19 protein-coding genes and 1 pseudogene are annotated in these 21032 nt (G+C 64.5%); 11 read left to right on the top strand and 9 right to left on the bottom strand.

The window, feature by feature from the left end; genetic code table 11:
* Together B4U45_RS13025 and B4U45_RS13020 are read left to right on the top strand one after the other, a co-directional pair.
* Positions 1-69, top strand: a pseudogene (locus B4U45_RS13025) (type VII secretion protein EsxS); the annotation flags it as partial.
* Between the two features lie 39 nt (positions 70-108).
* Complete coding sequence (locus tag B4U45_RS13020; protein ID WP_219858710.1) at positions 109-396, top strand: WXG100 family type VII secretion target; 288 nt, start codon at positions 109-111, stop codon at positions 394-396.
* Positions 397-609: 213 nt separating this feature from the next.
* On the opposite strand, the gene B4U45_RS13015 is transcribed toward B4U45_RS13020, so the two are convergent.
* Positions 610-1626 (bottom strand): AraC family transcriptional regulator, encoded by a 1017-nt coding sequence (locus B4U45_RS13015; protein WP_075546830.1) that lies wholly within the window; start codon positions 1624-1626, stop codon positions 610-612.
* 107 nt (positions 1627-1733) lie between these two features.
* Here B4U45_RS13015 and B4U45_RS13010 point away from each other — a divergent pair, with 107 nt between their 5' ends.
* A complete protein-coding gene (locus B4U45_RS13010) occupies positions 1734-1889 on the top strand; it encodes a hypothetical protein (protein WP_158006333.1) in 156 nt (51 codons plus the stop codon).
* Positions 1882-3684: an AMP-dependent synthetase/ligase gene (locus B4U45_RS13005; protein WP_099224142.1), complete on the top strand. Its 1803-nt coding sequence runs from the start codon at positions 1882-1884 to the stop codon at positions 3682-3684. Before B4U45_RS13010 ends, B4U45_RS13005 begins: the two co-directional genes overlap by 8 nt.
* Positions 3685-3704: 20 nt before the next feature.
* Here B4U45_RS13005 and B4U45_RS13000 read toward each other — a convergent pair whose 3' ends face one another.
* The 3 genes from B4U45_RS13000 to B4U45_RS12990 all read right to left on the bottom strand — a co-directional run bounded on the left by B4U45_RS13000 (position 3705) and on the right by B4U45_RS12990 (position 8846).
* On the bottom strand, positions 3705-5621 hold the full coding sequence (locus B4U45_RS13000; protein WP_075546832.1) for an ABC transporter ATP-binding protein/permease: 1917 nt from the start codon (positions 5619-5621) through the stop codon (positions 3705-3707).
* Between the two features lie 74 nt (positions 5622-5695).
* Positions 5696-7609 (bottom strand): ABC transporter ATP-binding protein/permease, encoded by a 1914-nt coding sequence (locus tag B4U45_RS12995; RefSeq protein ID WP_075546833.1) that lies wholly within the window; start codon positions 7607-7609, stop codon positions 5696-5698.
* 40 nt (positions 7610-7649) lie between these two features.
* A complete protein-coding gene (locus B4U45_RS12990) occupies positions 7650-8846 on the bottom strand; it encodes a serine hydrolase domain-containing protein (RefSeq protein ID WP_240316530.1) in 1197 nt (398 codons plus the stop codon).
* Between the two features lie 148 nt (positions 8847-8994).
* Here B4U45_RS12990 and B4U45_RS12985 point away from each other — a divergent pair, with 148 nt between their 5' ends.
* Together B4U45_RS12985 and B4U45_RS12980 are read left to right on the top strand one after the other, a co-directional pair.
* The gene (locus B4U45_RS12985) at positions 8995-10566 is read left to right on the top strand and encodes a succinic semialdehyde dehydrogenase (protein ID WP_083153968.1); all 1572 of its coding nucleotides are present in this window, start codon (positions 8995-8997) and stop codon (positions 10564-10566) included.
* 229 nt (positions 10567-10795) lie between these two features.
* Positions 10796-11134: a DUF732 domain-containing protein gene (locus B4U45_RS12980; protein WP_158006334.1), complete on the top strand. Its 339-nt coding sequence runs from the start codon at positions 10796-10798 to the stop codon at positions 11132-11134.
* A 203-nt stretch (positions 11135-11337) separates the two neighbouring features.
* Here B4U45_RS12980 and B4U45_RS12975 read toward each other — a convergent pair whose 3' ends face one another.
* The 3 genes from B4U45_RS12975 to B4U45_RS12965 form a co-directional block, all read right to left on the bottom strand.
* On the bottom strand, positions 11338-12120 hold the full coding sequence (locus tag B4U45_RS12975) for a hypothetical protein (RefSeq protein WP_131808287.1): 783 nt from the start codon (positions 12118-12120) through the stop codon (positions 11338-11340).
* 437 nt (positions 12121-12557) lie between these two features.
* The gene (locus tag B4U45_RS12970; protein ID WP_075546836.1) at positions 12558-12929 is read right to left on the bottom strand and encodes a hypothetical protein; all 372 of its coding nucleotides are present in this window, start codon (positions 12927-12929) and stop codon (positions 12558-12560) included.
* Positions 12930-13103: 174 nt separating this feature from the next.
* A complete protein-coding gene (locus tag B4U45_RS12965) occupies positions 13104-13910 on the bottom strand; it encodes a lysophospholipid acyltransferase family protein (RefSeq protein WP_089025057.1) in 807 nt (268 codons plus the stop codon).
* 176 nt (positions 13911-14086) lie between these two features.
* Between B4U45_RS12965 and B4U45_RS12960 the strand changes: the two genes are divergently transcribed.
* The 4 genes from B4U45_RS12960 (at position 14087) to B4U45_RS12945 (ending at position 18081) form a co-directional block, all read left to right on the top strand.
* On the top strand, positions 14087-15163 hold the full coding sequence (locus tag B4U45_RS12960; protein ID WP_075546837.1) for an SDR family oxidoreductase: 1077 nt from the start codon (positions 14087-14089) through the stop codon (positions 15161-15163).
* Positions 15164-15299: 136 nt separating this feature from the next.
* Positions 15300-16661, top strand: a complete 1362-nt coding sequence (locus B4U45_RS12955) for a WS/DGAT/MGAT family O-acyltransferase (protein WP_075546838.1) — start codon at positions 15300-15302, stop codon at positions 16659-16661.
* Between the two features lie 11 nt (positions 16662-16672).
* On the top strand, positions 16673-17158 hold the full coding sequence (locus B4U45_RS12950) for an NUDIX hydrolase (protein ID WP_075546839.1): 486 nt from the start codon (positions 16673-16675) through the stop codon (positions 17156-17158).
* A 17-nt stretch (positions 17159-17175) separates the two neighbouring features.
* Positions 17176-18081, top strand: coding sequence for a haloalkane dehalogenase (locus B4U45_RS12945; RefSeq protein WP_075546886.1), 906 nt, complete (start codon positions 17176-17178; stop codon positions 18079-18081).
* 79 nt (positions 18082-18160) lie between these two features.
* Here the strand turns inward: B4U45_RS12945 and B4U45_RS12940 are convergent, their stop codons facing one another.
* Positions 18161-18427: a hypothetical protein gene (locus B4U45_RS12940; protein ID WP_075546840.1), complete on the bottom strand. Its 267-nt coding sequence runs from the start codon at positions 18425-18427 to the stop codon at positions 18161-18163.
* 201 nt (positions 18428-18628) lie between these two features.
* Here B4U45_RS12940 and B4U45_RS12935 point away from each other — a divergent pair, with 201 nt between their 5' ends.
* Complete coding sequence (locus B4U45_RS12935) at positions 18629-19873, top strand: cytochrome P450 (protein ID WP_075546841.1); 1245 nt, start codon at positions 18629-18631, stop codon at positions 19871-19873.
* Positions 19874-20194: 321 nt separating this feature from the next.
* Here the strand turns inward: B4U45_RS12935 and B4U45_RS12930 are convergent, their stop codons facing one another.
* Positions 20195-20650 carry a hypothetical protein gene (locus B4U45_RS12930; RefSeq protein WP_240316529.1) on the bottom strand — a complete coding sequence of 152 codons (456 nt, stop codon included), beginning with the start codon at positions 20648-20650 and terminating at the stop codon, positions 20195-20197.
* Positions 20651-21032 lie beyond the last annotated feature (382 nt).

Genomic DNA, 21032 nt, shown 5'->3' with positions numbered 1-21032 from the left:
CTGGGTGACGCCGCGGGCGCCTATGTGGCCGCCGATGCCGCCGCCGCGTCCAGCTATACCGGCTTCTGAGCCGCACCCTGTCACCGTTGAACGTCGAAAGGACTTGTGATGTCACAGATTATGTACAACTATCCGGCGATGCTGGCGCACGCCGGGAACATGTCCGGCTATGCTGGCACGCTGCACAGCCTGGGTGCCGACGTCGCCAACGAGCAGGCCGCGCTGTCCAATGCCTGGCAGGGCGACACCGGGATGACCTACCAGGGCTGGCAGACCCAGTGGAACCAGGCCATGGAGGACCTGATGCGGGCCTATCAGTCGATGGCCGGCACGCACGAATCCAACACCATGGCCATGCTGGCTCGCGACACCGCGGAGGCCGCCAAGTGGGGGTAGCTGGCCGTAATCCGGTGCCGTGATGGTGGACGCGGTTCGTCGGCGGCGGGCGGTCCGGCCGAGTGCCGGACGGATCACGCCGACGTGCCGATGCTCACGAGATACCTTGCAGCATCGCGTGTTACATCGCGGCGTACGGTATCGACTCGAACACGTGCGGTCCGACACCGCGATATATCCCGGGGGACGCCAAACGATCCGCGCGTGAGCCGCTCAGGCCCGCGCGAATGCCGGCAGCCGGGCCCGGTTTCGGTAGGCTGCCGGCCCCGCCCCAAACCAGCGCCTGCAGGAGCGCGTCAACACGCTCTGCTCGGCATAGCCCAATTCCCTTGCCAGGTGCGACAAGCTGATACCCGTGGTGCGCAGGTAGCGGTCGGCGGTGTCTTTGCGGACCTGATCGAGCAGCACCGCGAAGGTAGTTCCTTCGTCGGCAAGCCTGCGCTGCAACGTTTTCGGATGCAGGTGGAATTGCTCGGCCACCAGGTCGAGGGTCGCCGCCCCGGTGGGCAACAATTGGCGAACGATGGCGCGTACCGATTCCACGATCCCGGCACCGAGTGGGGTGATGCTGCTCAGGTAGTCGACCACTGCGCGGTGGGCGACGTCGTCTCGGTTCAACGGTCGGCTCAGGTCCGCGGTGCGCACGGTGAATCCGCTCCTGCGTTCGGCGAAGAACGGCGTGCAGCCGAAATACTGCGCGTAGTCGGCCGGGGCGGTAACCGGGTCGTGGGATAGGTGCACCGCAAGCGGGGCGTAGTCGGCGCCCATCAGCAGGCGTAACACCCCGAGCGAGACGCCCAACGCCAGCTCCAGCGTCTGCGGACAGGGAATCGCTTCGTCGAGGAGGAACTGGATTCCGATAAATGATCGCTGCGCATCGGCCGCCGAGGTGATCTGTATGCGGATAACGGGGCTATACGCCGCCATGAAGGTGTTGAAGATCGACAAGGCGTCGGCCACCGTTGCGGCGGTCCGAGCGGCCACACCCACCGGTCCCAGGATCTCGATACTCTGTCGCCGGGCCAACCTGCGCCCGAAATCCGGTGTAGCAGTTGCCTCCGCGGCCGATTCCATCGCCCTGATCGCCGCGCGGAATGGTATGAACGCGTCGTAGTTGCCGACGTCTCGGTCCCGGACACCCACTGCCCGCAGCAGGCTGGCCGGGTCACCGCCCAACTCGGCGACCAGCTTCGGGTAGTTGGACAGCCCGGTCCCACGCACCACGGACATGCCGTTGACCCTCAGCGGACGGCGCCGCTGTGTCAAGTACCCGCGAACCCAAGGCACTGACGGGCCATGTGGAAGCAAACTGCGCAGGCGGCTAGCGTCGGTGGATAATGCTTGCCGCCGGCGTTGCCGGCGGCAAGCGGCAGCGGCCAGGAGGTGTCATCGAAAATCCGTCCACACCGGTGGTGACCGGCTCGTCGGGCGACCGCAACCCGTACGTCGAATCCAATCGCGACCAGCTGGAAGGGACCCCAGACCATGCGTGAATTCAATGTTGCCGCCGATTTCACCGTCGCCGACACCGACCACATCGCCGGCAGCGTGTACGCACACGAGCGCGACGACCCCGATCATGTGATCTTCCAGCGCCTGGTCAACGGGGTGTGGACCGACGTGACCTGCGCAGCGGCCGCCCAGCAGATCCGCACCACGGCACTGGGTTTGATCGCCGAGAACGTGAACGCCGGCGATCGAGTCGCGATCTTGTCGGCCACCCGCTACGAGTGGGTGATCCTTGACTACGCGATCCTCTCGGTGGGCGCGGTCACCGTGCCGATCTACGACACCTCCTCGGCCGAGCAGGTGCGCTGGGTACTGGAGGATTCCGGGGCCGTACTGGCGATCGCCGAGACCGACGCCCACGCCCAGGTGATCAAGGAACTCAGCGACGAGCTGCCGAGCCTGCGTAGGATCTTGCAGCTCGAGTCGAGCGGCCCGACGGCCCTCGACGAACTGGCCGAGGCCGGCAAGGCAGTGGACGTCGGCAAACTCGACCAACGGCTGGCGTCGTTGCGGGCGGCCGACCCCGCGACGCTGATCTACACCTCGGGCACAACTGGCCGCCCGAAGGGCTGCCAGCTCACCCACTCGAATCTGCTGTACGAGGCGCGCGGCGCGGCGTCGTGCTTTCCGACACTGCTGCGCAAGGGTGAACGGCTGCTGGTCTTCCTGCCGCTGGCGCATGTGCTGGCGCGTTCACTGTCCATGTCGGCGTTCGCCAACAAGGTCACGATCGGTTACACCAGCGACATCAAGAACCTGGTGTCCACGTTGGCTGTGTTCCAGCCGACGGTGGTGGTGTCCGTGCCCCGGGTATTCGAAAAGGTCTACAACACAGCAGAATTGAAGGCCCAGGATAGCGGCAGGGGCAAGATCTTCGATGCCGCCGCTCGCACCGCGATCGAATGGAGCACGGCCCTGGACACCGGCGGTCCGGGCTTGCTGCTGCGGGCCAGGCATGCGCTGTTCGACCGGCTGGTGTACGGCAAGCTACGCGCCGCGCTCGGCGGCAACTGCCATGCGGCGGTTTCCGGGGGAGCGCCGTTGGGCAAGCGGCTGTGCCACTTCTACCGCGGCGTCGGGGTGACCATCTACGAGGGCTACGGGCTCACCGAGACCAGCGCCGCGATCACCGTGAACCGGGTCGGCGAAGAGCGGGTCGGCACCGTCGGCAAGCTGTTACCCGGCAACAGCATGGCGATCGCCAATGACGGCGAGGTGCTGGTGCGCGGCGGCGTGGTGTTCACCGGCTACTGGCGTAACGAGAAGGCCACCGCCGAGGCGATCGTCAACGGGTGGTTCCACACCGGCGATCTCGGGTCGGTCGACGCCGACGGCTTCTTGTCGATCGTCGGCCGCAAGAAGGAGATCATCGTGACCGCCGGCGGCAAGAACGTCGCACCGGCTGTCCTCGAAGACCAGTTGCGCGCGCACCCGCTGGTCAGCCAGGCCATGGTGGTCGGCGACAACCGGCCATACGTGGCCGCGCTGATAGCGATCGACCCGGAAGGTTTCGACGTGTGGAAGCAGCACCACGGCAAAGAGGCGACGGCGTCGGTTGCCGATCTGATCGACGACCCCGATCTGGCCGGTGAGATCGACCAGGCGGTCAAGCAAGCCAATCAGGCCGTCTCCCAAGCCGAATCGATCCGGCGGTTCCGCATTCTGCCGGTCGACTTCACCGTCTTGACCGGTGAGCTGACCCCGACGCTGAAGGTGAAACGCAATGTGGTGGCGCAACGTTTCGCCGCCGAGATCGAGACCCTGTACAGCAAGCGCTGACGAGCGGCTCGACGCTCGGGTCACGGAGCGACGCTGCCACGTTCGCCGACCTTTCCCACCCGCCAGGCCCCACCGCCCAGCAGCGCCAACTGCTGCTCGTGATGTGGCTCGACGGTGTTGCGGTGGCTGACCGATACCACAACGGTGTCCGGCAACTCGGTGCGGAGCAATTGGTACAGGGAATATTCGAGTCCCGGGTCGAGCGCTGACGTCGCCTCGTCGAGGAACACCGCACTGGGCCTGGTGAGCAGGATGCGCGCGAACGCGATCCGCTGCTGTTCGCCGGGGGAGAGCACCTTGGCCCAGTCCTGAACCTGATCCAGCCGGTCGCGCAGGTGAGCCAGCGCCACTTTGGCCAACACGTCGCGCAGCCGGCGGTCGGCGATGTCGCCCTCGGCGGCCGGGTAGGACACCACGGCACGCAGATTGCCCAGGGGCACATATGGCAACTGGCTCAAGAACATCGTCGCGTTGTCCTGGCTGGGGTGTCGCAACGTCCCCGATGTGAACGGCCACAACTGGGCGAGGCTGCGCAGCAGCGTGGTCTTGCCCGACCCCGACCGGCCGACGATCACCATGGAGTCGCCCGGAGCGAGTCTCATGCTGAGCGGCGCCACCAATTGCAGGCCGTCCGGCGTGCGCACCTCGACCTCATCCAATTCGACCGAGCCGTCGACGCTGGGCGCGGTGTGCAGTTTCGGCAACGCCCGGGTCTTGGCGTTGGATTCGACCAGGCCGTGCACCCGCAGGATGGAGGCGCGGTAGCTGGCGAACAGGTCGTAGGCGTTACGGAAGAACGACAGCGAATCATGAACCGTGCCGAACGCCTGCGTGGATTGCATGACGTAGCCGAGTTTGAACGAGCCCGCGAACAAATGCGGCGCCTGAATCAAAAACGGCAGCAGCCCGATCGGCTGGCTCACCGCCACGTTGAACCCGGTGAAGGCCACGCTGCGCCGCAGATAGCCGCGATAGTTCGTGATCACCCCCGCGAATCGCCCGTTCAATTCCACACTTTCGGCTCGCTCCCCGCGGTAGAAGCCGACCGCTTCGCCGGCGTCGCGCAGCCGCACCAGCGCGTAGCGGAAGACCGCGTTGCGCTTTTCGTTGCGGAAGCTCAACCGGATCAGCGGGCGTCCGATCCAGAAAGCGACCACGGTGGCGAACGTGATGTAGGCGATGACTATCCAGAACAGCGCCCGCGGAATCTGCAGACCTGCGACGGTGATCGGGAACGACAGGTCCCACAGGATCGCGGCGAACGACACCACCGACACCACCGCCTGCACGGCGCCGAACAACAGGGTCTTGGCAGTGCCGTTCGAGGGGATGTTCGCCATGCCTCCCGAGCATGCGGTGAAAGCATCGATGTCTTGCTGGATTCGCTGGTCGGGATTGTCGATGGGGTGGTCGATGAACTGGCCGCGATAGTAGGCGCGGTCACCTAGCCAGTCGCCCATCAATCGGTGCGTGAGCCAGACCCGCCACCGGATGATGAACTCCTGCATCAGAAACTGGTCGACCACGGCCCGCGTGATGTAGATGATCGCCAGCACGGCAAAGGTCGCGATGGCCACCCAGAAGCCGTGGATGCCGGAATTGCGGACCCGCATGTCGCCGCTGGCGGCCCCCTCGAACGCCACCTGCAGCGCGGTGTACAAGTCGTTGCTGTAGTAGCTCAGCAGGATGTTGATCCGCACCGCGACCATCACCAGCATCAGCAGCAGGGCCAGCCGGCCCCACACCGGAAAACTGTCGTGGCCTTTGAAGTATCCGCCGGTCACCTCCCAGAACTGCCGGCCCCAGGTGGTGTAGCGGGCAATGAGCGTCCCGACGGCCAACAGGGCCGCGCCGCTGATCGTCCAGGCTTCGGCAAGCCACCACAGCGACCCGGCAACCTCGTTGCTCCAGTCGATCGACGGCGTGAAGGTATCCATGGTGAACGCTCCTGTGCCATGGCGTCGTGGCGACGCTATGTCGAGAAGCTACCGCGATTTGAAAAGCGGCCCGCTCACATTGAGGCCACCGGTTCGCCGATGCGGCTGAGCCGCCACGGGCCGTTGCCCAACAATTCCAGTTCCTGGTGATGATGCGGTTCGACGGTGCTGCGGTGGCTGGCGCTGACCACGATGCAGTCGGGCAGCTCTTTTCGCAGCAAGTCATAGAGCGCGAACTCCAGTCCCTCGTCGAGCGCCGAGGTGGCTTCGTCGAGGAACACCGCCTTGGGTCTGGTCACCAGGACGCGGGCGAACGCGATGCGTTGCTGCTCGCCGGGCGAGAGCACCTTGGCCCAGTCCTCGACGTCGTCGAGCCGGGTGATGAGGTTGGGCAAGGTGACTTTGGCCAGGGCGTCGCGCAGCGTCAGGTCGTCGATCTCGCCCTCCATCGCCGGGTAGGTCACGCCGGCGCGCAGGTTGCCCAGCGGAAGATAGGGCAGCTGCGGGACGAACATGACTCCGTCCCCGCCGTCCGGATAGCGCAGCGTGCCCGAGGCATACGGCCAGAGTCCGGCCAGCGTGCGCAGCAGCGACGTCTTGCCGCAGCCGGACTTGCCGGTGATGACCAGGGCGTCGCCGGGCACCAGCCGCACATTGAGCGGGTCGATCAATTGCGCGCCGGCCGGTGAGCGGACCTCGACGTCGTCGAGTTCTATCGCGACGTCGCCGGTGGCGACGCTGCGCAGCTCAGGCAGCGTGCGCGCCTTGGCATTGGCTTCCGCCAGCCCGTTGAGGCGGATGATCGCGGCCCGATAGCTGGCGAACCGGTCGTAGGCGTTGCGGAAGAACGACAGCGAATCCTCGATCTGGCCGAAGGCGCCGGCGGATTGGATCACGTCTCCGAGTTTGATACTGCCCGCGAACAGCCGCGGCGCTTGCACGATGAACGGCAGCGGGTTGATGGTCTGGCTCATCGTGACGTTCCAGCCGAGGAAGCCGATCGTGCGCCGCACGTAGCGGCGGTAGTTGGCAATCGTATCGGCGAACCGCCTCCCGAGCTGGGAACGCTCCACGCGTTCGCCGCGGTAGAAGCCGATCGCCTCGGCGGCGTCGCGCAGCCGCACCAGCGCATACCGGAAGGCGGCGTTGAACAGCTCGTTGCGGAAGCTGAACCGGATGAGCGGATGACCGATCCAGAAGGCGACCACCGTTGCCATCGAGACGTAGCCGAACAAGACCCAGAACAGCGCCTTCGGAATGTCGATCCCGAAGACGGTCAACGTGCCGGACAGCCGCCACAAGATCGCGGCAAAAGATACCACCGAGACAACGGATCGGACCGCGCCGAACAGCAGGGTGGCCGACGTGCCGACCGACGGGCTGTTGGGCGCGCCACCGACACCTGCGGTGAAGATGTCGATGTCCTGCTGGATCCGCTGGTCGGGGTTGTCGATCGCGGCGTCCAGGAACCGGCCCCGATAGTAAGCCCGCCCGTCGAGCCAGTCCGCTGTCAGCCGGTCGGTGAGCCATACCCGCCATCGGATCAAAAACCGTTGCGTGACATACAAATCCGTCATCACCTGGATGACTTGCAGGGTGGCGATGACACAGAAGGTCCAGATGGCCACCCAAAAGCCGTGGATGCCCGAATCCCGCACGGCGTCATTGCCGGCGGCGGCGCCCTGGAACGCGGCCTGAAGCGCCGAGTACAGGTCGTTGCTGTAGTAGGTGAACAACACCGTCAACCGCACCGACGTGATGACCGACAGCAGCAGCGCGCCGAACAAACCCCAGACCGGGACGCTGTGCCGGCCCGTGTAGTACTCGCCGGTGATGCGCCAGAATTGGCTGCCCCAGCGGGTGAACCGGACGACCAGCACCGCGACGACGAACAGGCATGCCGCGCTGAGCGCCCAGGCCTCGACAATCCACCGCAACGACGCGACCAGCTCGTGGCCCCAGTTGATGGAGGGGGTGAACTTTTCCACGGAGGCTCTCCTTCTTCCGCGGGCGGACGCGCACTTGCTGCTATGCCGGTGGGGCCGGCCAGGAGTGAGCGGGGCTGACGATGTTGGCGATCTTGGTGAAAAAGTTCCACACCCCGAGGACCTCGACATTCGAGTTGACGAGCATGAGCAGTGTCGTGCCCTCGGCGGGGAGGTAATAGACGTAAGACTGGTAGCCGGGGATGTTCCCGTTGTGGCCAATCCAGGCGTTTTGGTTCTCGAGTCCAAACCCGTAGAGCGTGCCGGTTCCTTCCGACGGCGCGAGCAGGAATTCGAGGCGTTGGGCCTGTGCGGCCTTCGAGAGCAACTCGCCTTCCGCCACACTGCGCGCCCAGATGCGCAGGTCGTCGAGCGTCGAGACCATGGCTCCCGCTGCCCACCCCCATGACGGGTTGAAGTCGGTGGCATCTTGGATCTGGCCGCCCGGACGCTTGGTGTAGCCGTGCGCGTGTGGCGAGGGAATCTCGGCGCCGACCGGCAACACGGTGTGCTGCATGTTGAGCGGCTGCGCGATGTGGTCGCGGATGAAGTCGGCCAACGGTTGGCCGGAGACCTTCTGGACCACCATGCCGAGCAGCACCGTATTGGTGTTGTTGTAGTCGAATTGCGCTCCGGGCGGAAAGGCCGGCGGATGGCTGGCGGCGATCTGGATCAGCTCTTCCGGTGTGCGTTGGCGCGTCTCTTCTCCCAGCTTCGGCGGTGTCGTCTCGGTCGAGTAGTCGAAGAGCCCCGATCGCATGTGGCCCAGTTGCCGCAGCGTGATCACGTCGCCGTTGGGAATTCCGGGCACATACTTGCCGATCGGATCGTCGAGTCCGACCTTGCCCTGGTCCACCAACTGCAGAATTGCGGTGGTCGTAAAGGTCTTTGTGACGCTGCCGATGCGCATGTGCATATCGGTGGCCATCGGCGCGCCGGTCGTGGTGTCACTGCGTCCGAACGCCCGCACGTAGGGCGCCTCACCGGGCTTCCAGACGCCGATGAGCGCACCCGGTACCGAGGCCTCAGCCATCCCGGCCGGAATGACCTGGTCGAGCCGCAGGGTCCAGCCCTTGGGTTGGACACTCGCGTGGCCGCAGCCAGGAAGTGTCATCAGCAGCGTCGCCGCCAGGACCCGCCACCGCCTTGGGTGTGTCGGCCCGGTATCCGATCCGGGTCGCGGAGTGGTTATCGACAGCTTTCGAGTTCGTCGGCGACCGGAGGGCGTGAGCTTTTCCACGGAGGCACTCCTTCTTCCGTGGCCACATCGGCGACACTAGTTACCAGCTGTGCGTGACGGTATCGCAGTTGCAGCTCATCGGCCCGTGTCCGGCGGCCACTTGGCGGGTAGTCGAATCCTGAACCCCAACGCCGCGAGGAGTGCCACGATGACCGCAATTTCCGAACCGAAGACAACGAAGGTCACGCCGTTGCTGCAGGCGCTGAGCCGGCGGGTCGACGCCGCCGACGGTGACCGTCGCCGCGACGTCACCAACGCGATGACCGGACAGCCGCTCGCCGGCGTACCGCAATGCACCCCAGAGGACGTCGTCGCCGCGGCCGGCCGCGCCCGTGCTGTCCAACGTGCCTGGTCGGAGCGCCCGTTGGGCGAGCGCACGGAGGTGCTGTTGCGCTTTCACGACTTGGTGCTGCGGCGTCAGGACGAGATTCTCGACATCATCCAGTTGGAGAGCGGCAAGGCCCGCGCGCACGCCTTCGAAGAGGTCGCCGACGTATGTCTGACTGCCCGCTATTACGCCCACACCGCCGAGAAGTATCTGCGCCCCAAGCGCCGCCAAGGGGTGCTGCTTGCCCTGACCGAGGTGTGGGAACACCGGCTGCCGAAGGGCGTGGTCGGGATCATCTCGCCGTGGAACTATCCGCTGACCCTGGGCATCAGCGATGCGCTGCCGGCGATCGTCGCCGGTAATGCCGTATTGGCCAAGCCCGACAACCAGACGCCGTTCTCGGCCCTCTGGGCGGTGCGCCTTCTCGAAGAGGCGGGCATGCCGCAGGGGCTGGTGCAGAGTGTCACGGGATCGGGATCGGAGCTGGGTTCACCGATCATCGAGCAGTCCGATTACGTGATGTTCACCGGTTCGACCGACACCGGCCGCACGGTGGCCGCCCAGGCGGGCAAGAGGCTGATCGACTGCTCGATGGAACTGGGCGGCAAGAACGCGCTGCTGGTCCTCGATGACGCTGATGTCGGCAAGGCCGCCGTCGGTGCGGTTCGGGCGGCATTCTCCAACGCGGGCCAGTTGTGCATCTCGGTGGAACGCATCTATGTGCCCGACGCCCTGTGGGATGAGTTCACCGACCGGTTCGTGGCAGCCACGACGGCAATCAAAATGTCTGCCGCGCTTGACTATTCGGCTGACATGGGGTCGCTGATCAGCCAAACACAGCTCGACACCGTGACCCACCACGTCGACGACGCGGTGAACAAGGGCGCGACCGTGCTCGCCGGTGGCAGGCCGCGTCCCGACATCGGCCCCTTCTTCTACGAGCCGACCATTCTCAGCGGCGTGCGCGAGGGCATGGCGGCGTTCGCCGACGAGACCTTCGGTCCGGTCGTCTCGCTGTATCGCGTGCACAGTGAGGAGGAGGCCGTGGCGAAAGCGAACGACAGTCTGTACGGCTTGAACTTCAGCGTGTGGACCTCCGATCCCAAGCGCGGGCGTGCCGTGGCCACCCGATTGCAGGCCGGAACAGTCAACATCAACGAGGGCTACGCCGCCGCGTGGGCATCTGTCGACGCGCCGATGGGCGGCATGAAGGCCTCCGGGCTCGGTCGTCGTCATGGCGAGCAGGGGATCCTGAAATACACCGAGCCGCAAACCATCGCGATCGAACGCGGGCTGCCGGTCGGCGTGCCGTCCTGGATGCGTGCCGACCACTACGCACGCCTGATGAGCGGCGGGTTGCGGATGCTCCGCCGGCTACCGGGCGTCAAATAGCCGGTTCCTGACGGTTGCCGGCTAGGTCATGGGTCGCTTTAGCTTTAGCCCGGCACCAGTGGAATAAATTCGGGCGCAGCGGCGATGTATAGGTCAAGCGAATCGTTGCGGCGTTGACTACTCACGGTGTGTTCGGGTTTTGAAGGCGATTTTGTTCAAATTCCCGGTACCCCTACCGGTATCAGCGGCGTACGATTCGAGTTAAGAACCCCTCATGAATGGAAAGACCATGGTTAAGTTCTCAATGCTGGCTGCTGCCGGGTTGGCTGTCGGGGCCATTGTGGCAGGTGCGGGAGCTGCCGCGGCGCCGGCATATGCCGACTCCACTGCTGACTCCACCTTCATCCAGCAGCTCGACAAGGCCGGGATCCCGTACGTGAACCCGTACTTGGCGGTCGGCCGGGCCACGGCCATGTGCCTGTACCTGAACCAGGGGCACACCGAGGCCGAGGCGTTGTTGTTCACGGCTCAGACCGACCGAGCCAACGCCACGTCGTTACAGGACGCCCAATTCGCTCAGCTCGCCGAGGCTATTTACTGCCCGAACGAGCTTTCCTCGGGCCGCTAGAGAATTCTGTGACTTTGCAATAGTTACCCTGGTTTCGTATTCGCAGGAACCGGGGTGACTATTGCTTGTGCAGACATTGACCACTCGACGATTGTGGATAGGCTTCGCCGCGCGGTTGATCGGGGATGGGGCTACCGAAATGGTCCATTTTTGTGCGACCTCCAGGACCAGGACGGTTCACCCACCCGAATCCTCTTCGGGTGTTATTCGCTGTCATCTAGGTTCCCATCATCGATGTCCTCATCTTCCCATATGATGGGAACGGGATCGACTATTGGCCGACGGCCTAGAGCTTCATCTAGCAGCTGTTGATATTTGTCAAATGCCGCTCGAAACTCATGCGGGTTGAGCGCCGCGTCATAGGTATATTTAAGGCTGTCTAAGTGCGTTAGAGCGTCGTAGCGTGGTGGTCTTTCATAACCAAAATCTTTATATAAATCTTTATATGGATTCCCCCATGCATCGGAATAGTCATAATCTGGCTCATTGATAGTCTGGCCGACTATTGGTGGTTCGATTTGAAACTTTCCGTACGCGGTCGGTGGTTCTAGGTCGTCTGTCAGTAGTTCAGCGGTTTCGGAGACGATCAGCAGGCTGGCGGCACCGTTGCTTGGGTTGGTGGTCGAAGGTTCTTCGGTGCCCCTGGAATTGCTGTTGTTCATGGCGGTGTCGCCAGTATTTGCTGAATTCGTTGTCGCGGTCGTGGTGTCGGTGAGGGCGGGGGTGGAGCTTCCAGTGCTTTCCGTTGTGCACGTGTCGAGTTTGAATCCGTCGTGAACGGCTAAGGTGATGTCGAGTCGGCCCGCGCTGATTTGAGAAATCAAAGCTGCTGGTGGCGGGGTTGCCGCGGCGAAGGCAGCGCTGGTTGCACTGGCTAGTGCCAGCGCTCCCAATGCTGCGGTGGCGCGGGTGTGTCGTTGTGGCGACTTGCGTCGGCGGGGTGTGGCGCGGGGTCCTGCGCGGTCGGGTAGTTGTTGAGACGTCACGGGTGCGGGTCGGCCCTTTCCTGGTTCATTCGGGTGTAGAGCGAAGTGGGTGGCGCGATCTTGGGCGCCTGTGAGGCTAGCAATGGAGCAATGTCGATATGTAGCTGCCCTTCGGCAGCATAGACACCAATATTTGGTATCGGATGCTGATGTGCAGCAGCATAGCGATTGCCCATGCCAGTCGTGCGGTGAAACCCAAGTTAAGTGTCGGCGAAGGCCCTCGGCGTCTTGGTGTAGCCTGAAAAGTGGTGGACACTTCCGCGGCAGCGTTATTGACTTCGGCCTGACGCATCCACCGGCGGAACGGTCTCGGCGCTCATTCTAACCTGTCGGCAATCGCCTTGTGAATCGCCCCGGTTCTTGTGGCTTTTACGTCACGGCTAACCGGTCGGGTGGCTGACTTTTAGGTGCTACCCGACCGGAATGCACGCCGTATTTCAGCGGTGTCCGGGCGCGTTCGGATTGCAGTCGATGCGGTCCGGGACGAAGCAGTCCGGAATGATCCAGTCGCTGAGCGGATCATTTGGGTTGACGCGCACCGAGCCCTTCGGCAATTCCGGAGCCTTGCCTGGTTCCAGGGTGAACGAATTAGAGAAAATCGCCGGCATGTCCCTGGCGAGCCGGAGCAATGCCCCGCCCTGCCGTACGCAGATGAGCCCAACGGCGGGCGGCTGTTTGGCCGGGTCCGGCATCGCCTCCGAGCTTGGCCACACCAGGTTGCACAGATCCTGGGCACTCAGGATGTGGTAGGGCGGATCATCGGCTTGTGCCGGCGGGCTACCCGTAAACCCGGCACTGGCGAGCCCCATTCCCACCGCTGCTATTGCGAGTCCTCGACGCATTAGCGCCCCCTCACCAATCGTGGGTCAACTAGTGTGACACGGGCGAATAGTAACGCCGTCACGGCGCGGTTTGAAAGAAAAATTTCAAGCTGAGGACTTTCGTCCCCTCGAATACCGCCCGGGGGCCGGCCCGGCAATCGATCAGCCCAGTACGGGGACCCGGCGCTGGTGGCCCAGTTTGTCGAGCGCGGCTTGCATCACCGAACGCACCCGGGCGTCGACCTCCGCCGGCTCGGCGTCCTTGCCGAATTGGGCGGCGACGTCGATCGGATCCAGCACCTGGTAGACGATTTTGGCGGGCAGCGGCATATTGGCGGGGAAGAACACCGTCAAGCCGAACGGTAGGCCGACGGTGACAGGCAGGATCTCGATGCGAATTCGTTTGAGACCCAAGTGCTTTGCCAGCCAGTTGCCGCGGGTGACGAAGAGTTGGGTCTCCTGACCCCCGATGGAGACCGCGGGAACGATCGGTACGCCGGCCTGAATAGCCGTCCTGACGTATCCGGTGCGACCGCCGAAGTCGATGACGTTCTGCGCCAACGTCGGCCGGAACGCGTCATAGTCACCGCCGGGAAATGCCAGCACGACCGCACCCGAACGCAACGCCGTGACCGCGTTGTTCCGACTGGCGTGAATGACGCCGAGGCGGCCCAGTGCCTCGCGGAACGGAGTGAAGAAAACCCCATAGTGGGCAAGGGTGTACAGCGGACGACCGTAACCGAACCTGCCGTAGAAGGCGGGCGCCAGCACGTTCCAGTCGGGCGTCAACACCCCGCCGGAGTGGTTGGACACCAGCAGAGCGCCACCGGTCGGGGGAAACGATTCCAGGCCGCGCACCTCTGCCCGGAACCAGCGCTTGATGAATGGGGTGACCGTGCCGATCAACGCCTTGGTGAAGGCCGGATCCCACTTGGCCATCTCGGAGTTGTCAATCTCCTTGCCGCTCACGTCTTCTGCCCATCAGTAGTCGAGGTGCCGGTGACTCGATTATCCTCCCGCCACGGTGCTCTGACCGAGGACCAATGGCCGCGGATGCGAGGTCTAAAGTCCCCCGTCGACAACTCCGCGAATCGGTAGCGTCAGGTCTAAACCACGACATCGCACAAGTGGGCAGGAGTGTGGCGATGACCGTATTGATGACCGGGTTCCCCGGCTTTCTCGGCAGCGCGTTGCTACCGCGCATCCTCAACCGCACGGACGGCACGGCAATCTGTCTCGTGCAGTCCAAATTCGCCACCCTGGCCAAGCGCCGCGTGGCCGAACTCAGCGCTGCCGAACCGTCGGTCAGCGGGCGGATCGAGCTGGTCGAGGGCGACATCACCCAACCCGGACTCGGACTCGCCGCGGGGGCGCTGAGCGAAGTCACCGAGGCGTGGCATCTGGCCGCTGTGTATGACCTGGCGGTGGCGCGTGAGGTAGCGATGCGGATCAATGTCGACGGCACCCGCAACGTCCTTGACGCACTTGAACAGTGTCCCAACCTGACCCGGCTGCACTACTTCAGCACCTGCTACGTCAGCGGACGCTACGCCGGCCCGTTCGGCGAGGACGACCTGGAAGTGGGTGCGCCGTTCAACAACTATTACGAGGAGACCAAGCATCTCGCCGAGGCGGACGTGAGATGGCGGATGTCGGCCGGGATGCCGGCGACCATCTATCGGCCCTCGATCGTGGTCGGTGACAGCCGAACGGGTGAGACGCAGAAGTTCGACGGGCCCTATTTCGTCATGCAGTGGCTGTTGCGGCAGCCCCGGCACGCGATCCTGCCGGTGGCGGGAGATCCCACCATGACGCGGGTGAACGTGGTCCCGCGTGACTTCGTCGTCGACGCGGTGAGTTATTTGAGTGGGCTGGCCATTTCGGAGGGCCGCACCTATCAGCTGGCCGATCCCCAACCGCTGACGGTCGAGGAGATGACCGACGTGCTGGCCCGGGTGACCGGCCGGCAACTGATCAAGATTCCGCTACCGCGCAAGCTGGCGAAGGGCTCGTTGGCTCATGTTCCCGGGCTCTACCGGTTGATGCGGATCCCGCCGGAGGCGGTCGACTATTTCACCCATCCCACTTTCTATTTGACCGACCATTGCCGCGCCGACCTCGCCGACGGCCCGGTCGGGCCCCCGCCATTCACCGGCTACGTCGATCGGCTGGTGGATTTCATGCGCCGCCACCCGGAAGTCGGCTCCGCGGCGATGTTCTGACGGTGCCGCGCGCCGCTGTGCAGGTGCCTGAACCGGGACCATGACCACGAGCGCGTCCGCTGGATAACCGCCCGCATGCGGCCATAGGGCGATCCTGAACCGGCAACAAAGTTGTTCGGCACGCTTTAATTAGTGCATGGAATTGATGATGCCCAACGACTCGATGTTCCTGTTCGCCGAATCGCGGGAGCATCCCATGCACGTGGGCGGCTTGTCGTTGTTCGAGCCGCCGCAGGGGGCCGGTCCGGAGTTCGTGCGGCAGTTCTACGACGCTCTGGTTGCCAACGAGGAATTCCAGCCCACGTTCCGTAAACACCCCGCGACGATCGGGGGTGGAATCGCGCGTGTGGCATGGGCCTACGACGACGAGATCGACATGGACTACCACGTCCGACGCTCCGCCCTGCCGTCGCCGGGACGGGTACGCGACCTGCTGGAGCTGACCTCGAGACTGCATACCAGCCTGCTCGACCGGCACCGCCCGCTGTGGGAACTGTACGTGGTGGAGGGGCTCAACGACGGCCGGTTCGCGATGTACACCAAGATGCACCACGCCCTGATCGACGGTGTCTCCGCGATGAAGCTGATGCAGCGCACCCTGTCGACCGACCCGGACGACACCGAGGTGCGGGCGATGTGGAATCTGCCCCGGGCGCCGCGCCCGCCGTCGGGCGGATCGTCGTCTCCGCTCAGCTCGCTGGTCAAGCTGGCCGGATCGGTTGTGGGCCTTGCCCCTTCGACCTTGAAGCTGGCCCGCGCCGCCCTGTTCCAGCAACAGCTGACGCTGCCGTTCGCGGCGCCGCACACCATGTTCAACGTCAAGATCGGCGGAGCGCGCCGCTGCGCTGCGCAATCCTGGTCGCTGGAGCGCGTCAAGGCCGTCAAGCAGGCAGCCGGGGTCACCGTCAACGACGCCGTCCTGGCGATGTGTGCCGGCGCGCTGCGGTATTACCTGATCGAACAGGACGCGCTGCCCATCACTCCGCTGATCGCGATGGTCCCGGTGAGCCTGCGCTCCAAAGACGATTCCGACGGCGGCGGCAACAAGGTCGGCAGCCTGCTGTGCAACCTCGGCACTCACGTCGAGGACCCCGCGGAGCGGATCAAGATCATCAGCGAGTCAATGCGCGCCAACAAGAAGGTGCTCGCCGAGTTGCCGCAACTGCAGGTGCTTGCGCTGTCCGCGCTACATATGGCGCCGTTGACGTTGGCGGGTATACCGGGCTTCTTGTCGACGGTGCCGCCGCCGTTCAACATCGTCATCTCCAACGTGCCGGGCGGGACGGAGCCGCTGTACTACGGCGGCGCCCGGCTCGACGGCAGCTACCCGATGTCCAACATCCCCGACGGCCAAGCGCTGAACATCACCCTGGTGAACAACGCGGGCAATCTCGACTTCGGACTGGTCGGTTGCCGTCGCAGCGTGCCGCACCTGCAGCGGCTGTTGCTCCACCTGGAGTCGTCACTGAAGGATCTGGAGCAGGCCGTCGGAGTCTGAGGATCACCCGGATGTCCAGGCTCAGCGCCGGTTTGCTGCTGTATCGGGCACCGGCCGGAGTCGTCGAAGTCCTCATCGCGCATCCCGGTGGCCCGTTCTGGGCGCGCAAAGACGATGCGGCGTGGTCGATTCCGAAAGGTGAGTACCCCGAAGGCGAAGACCCCTGGTCGGCTGCCCGGCGGGAGTTCACCGAGGAGCTGGGCTTGCCGGTTCCTGACGGGCCGCGAATCGACCTGGGCGCGGTGAAACAATCGAGCGGCAAAGTGGTCACCGTCTTCGCCGTCGAAGCCGACCTCGACATCACCGACGTGCGCAGCAACACTTTCGAGCTGGAGTGGCCGAAGGGGTCCGGCACGGTGCGCGCATTCCCCGAGGTCGACCGGGTCGGCTGGTTTCCGGTGGCGCAAGCGCGTACCAAGCTGCTCAAGGGGCAGCGGGAATTCCTTGACCGGCTGATGGCGCAGCCGTCCGTGGCAGGCTTAACCGAGGGTTCGTGACGGCGTATGTTCGCATGATGCAGACATTGCGCACACCCGACGAGCGGTTCCACGACCTCCCTGACTTTCCTTACGCGCCAAGGTATTGCGAGTTGCCCGACGGCGAAGGCGGGACCCTGCGGGTCGCCTGGGTGCAAGACGGGCCGGAGCGCGCCGACCCGGTGCTGATGCTGCACGGCGAGCCGTCGTGGTCCTATCTGTACCGCAAGATGATTCCGGTCCTGGCCGCCGCGGGCCATCGTGTCATCTGCCCGGACCTGGTCGGTTTCGGCCGATCCGATAAGCCGACCCGCCGCGAAGACCACAGCTATGCGGGTCATGTCGAGTGGATGCGCACGCTGGCTTTCGACGTGCTGGACTTGCGCAACGTGACTCTGGTCGGACAGGACTGGGGTGGGTTGATCGGATTGCGGCTGGCCGCCGAGCATCCCGAGCGCTTCGCGCGGCTGGTCGTGGCCAACACCGGCCTGCCCAACGGCGAGCAGCCGATGGCCGAGATCTGGTGGCGCTTCCGGGAAGCGATCCAGACCGCGCCGAAGCTGGACATCGGCTGGTTCGTGCAAGGGGGATGCCGGCGGCAGATGAGTGACGCGGTGCGTGCCGGCTATGACGCCCCTTTTCCCGACGACGCATACTGTGCCGGCCCGCGCGCCATGCCCGGTCTGGTGCCGACCTCCCCCGACGACCCGGCGGCAGCGGCGAACAAGACGGCCTGGACGAAACTGTGTGTGAGTCCGACGCCCATGCTGGTGGCGTTCAGCGACAGTGACCCGATCACCGGGCCGATGGCCGAGATCTTCAAGCGTGAGATGCGCGGAGCGCAGGGCGTCGAGCACCCGGTGGTGCACGGCGCCGGCCACTTTCTGCAAGAGGACGCCGGCGAAGAGCTGGCCGACTATATCGTGACGTTTCTGCGTCGCTGACCCAGTCCGCGTCGCCGGAAGAGGACGAACAAAACCACCGCCGCCACGATGACAGCCATCAGGAGTCCGGCGAACAGGATCACCACGATCGGATGGCGACGTTGTCGTACACGACGACCAGTTGCCGGTAAGCGTCGTCGTTGGGCGCGTTGCCGAACACGAAATCCGAAGAGATTTGCGACGTTTGGTACACGTCGACCTGAGTCTTGGTCAGATGGGACCCGTGGTTGCCGGCCAGTTCCCGCAGCACCGGGTCACGAACCTGGCCGGCGACCGTGCCCGCGAACTGGACCTGGGTGAATTGCCGGGATCTGCGGTCCGAGGCGTAGTACCTGGTTGACGACATCCGGGGCATGGGCTGCAGTGGCTCCCTCGCGCGGCGCGGCGGCTCTCGGAAAGCCCATTCCCAGGACCCAGCGGCGCTGATGCTGGATTTGTGGAGCGGTCAACGCGTCCAACTCGACGAAGGTCGCCTTGCTACGCGCCGCCATGGTCGCGGCCACCCACTTTGACCAGGGCGCACTCGACGTACGGGCACAATGTCAGCATGACGACACGGCCCATGGAGCCCACGGAATATGCCGAACCGCAGGCATTGCTGCTGCAACTGCTGGACCCGGCGATCCGTGCCAACCCGTATCCGGTGTGCGCACAGCTTCGTGAGCACGGGCCGCTGCAGCTGCCGGACGCCAACTTCGTACTTTTCTCGACCTATCACGACTGCGACGAGGTGCTGCGGCACCCGTTGTCGAGCAGCGACCGGTCCAACTCGACGATCGCCCGGCGACGGCTGCAGGATGCACCGGCCGCGGGCACCGAATTCCCGCCCGGCTTTTTGTTTCTCGATCCGCCCGATCACACCCGGCTGCGCAAGCTGGTCAGTAAGGCGTTCGCCCCGAAAGTAGTGAACGCACTGCGACCCGATGTCACCGCGCTGGTTGACGGATTGCTGGACCGGATCGCCGAAAAGGGCCGCTTCGACGTGGTCGGCGACTTCGCCTATCCGTTGCCGGTGGCGGTGATCTGCCGGCTGCTCGGGGTGCCGCTGGAAGACGAGCCACAGTTCAGCCGGGCGTCGGCCTTGCTGGCGCAGTCGCTGGACCCGTTCCTCGCCTTCACCGGCGAGGATCCGGAGGACTTTAACGACGGGCTGGCGGCTGGCAGCTGGCTGCGCGAGTATCTGCGCGGGCTGATCGCGAGGCGCCGGTCGCAGCCCGGCGACGACTTGATGTCCGGTCTTATCGCGGTAGAGGAGTCGGGAGATCAGTTGACCCAGGAGGAGATCGTGTCGACCTGCATGCTGCTGCTGGTCGCCGGACACGAGACCACGGTGAACCTGATCGGCAACGCCATCTTGGCGATGCTGCGGGACCGTCGGCACTGGGTTGCGCTGGGCGCCGACGCTGCCCGAGCGCCGGCGGTCATCGAGGAAACCATGCGCTACGACCCGCCGGTGCAGTTGATCGGCCGAATCGCGGGCGCTGACATGATGATTGGGGACGTCGGGGTGGCTCAGGGGGACACAATGATGTTGCTGCTGGCGGCGGCACATCGTGATCCCACCGAATACGACCGACCAGACAACTTCGACCCGGCACGCGGGCCGTTGCGGCACTTGGGTTTCGGCCACGGGGCGCATTACTGCTTGGGAGCCCCGCTAGCACGGTTGGAAGCCGGGGTGGCGTTGTCGGCGATCACCGCCCGATTCCCCGACGCCTGGCTGGCCGGTGAGCCACAGTACAAAACGAACGTCACGTTGCGCGGGCTGCAGGCGCTGTCCGTCGTGATCTAGTTACTTCGCCCAGCCGTTGGGCGCGCGGCGGTCGGTCTGGTGACTTGAGTCACGTGAGTCACCGGGGGTGGGGTGTCGCCTTTCGTCTGCCTCTGAGCGGCAAATTCGTTGCGTTACTGGCGTTGTCGCGGACTGGAGGGCAGATTGGGTGTCGGGTCTGCTATGTGACTGGTGAGGCAGTTTGCCCCCGTTGATGTTCGCTGTGGGTGAACATGTGAAATCGGTTGGTGGGCAGGCACTTTCTACCCGCATTCGTGTCGGAGGGCGCCGATAGGCTGAGGGAACTAGCGGCATTCGTGGACAGCGGACGTCGCCCAAACTCTAGTCGCGGTTGTCGTTCTCACCGCTTTGGCCCTCTTCGCCGGAAGGGGTCTGGGCGGCCAAAATGATCGAGATCGGTATTGGTGTGGACAGCTCGAATTTGCCTTGCTCGTCATAGTAGGCGCCGATCGTGTACTCGCCTTCTATCTCGATCGGGAAAGAGAGTTCTTGGGTAAAGCACCGGTATTTGGATGCTTTATCGTCGTCGTCCGGCCAGTGCCAACTGGCTTTGAGGGTTCCGCGCGGCACCCCGGCGGGGTCTTTGCACACGACGTGGAGTTCTGGGTCGTAGTCACCACCTGCTTTGGCATGCACCACCAGAACAACGGGAACCTTTGCCCAGAGCGGCATTTGGTCGACCTGAAACCAGGTCATCGGAATGCGCGTCGCATTGATCGCGCCGTATTCGTCCAATGTCGCGGTGCCGGCAACGAACAATGAAGATACGTGCAGCATTCCGACATCTTAAGGGCGTCGAATGGCTGAATCCGGACGTTCGAATTTGCGGGCGCGCCGCGCAGGGCTGCGCCCGGGGACGCGGTGTAGCGATAAAGGCGGATATCGCACCGCCGGAACTGCCCGCCCAGGGGGTCGGGCGATCGAGCGTAGCTACACCGCGTCTCGGGACTTGACCTCCGATCTAGTCGGCCCGACAGCCGACACGGTGCTTACGAATCGATGTCGTCGACCACGAAGACAGCCCACGCGTATGCGGCGTCCACCTCGTGGAAAAGGGCTTCATGGCTCATCAGGTATCTCCTTATCGCAATTCACCTGCCGTGCGGAAGTGCCCAGCCTTGCAACGATGCCTCATTTCAGCGGCATGCGTTGTCCCCTG

Origin of the sequence: Mycobacterium persicum, from assembly GCF_002086915.1 — a bacterium.
GTDB classification, from domain to species: Bacteria; Actinomycetota; Actinomycetes; order Mycobacteriales; family Mycobacteriaceae; genus Mycobacterium; species Mycobacterium persicum.
This window is presented reverse-complemented; position numbering and strand designations above follow the sequence as displayed.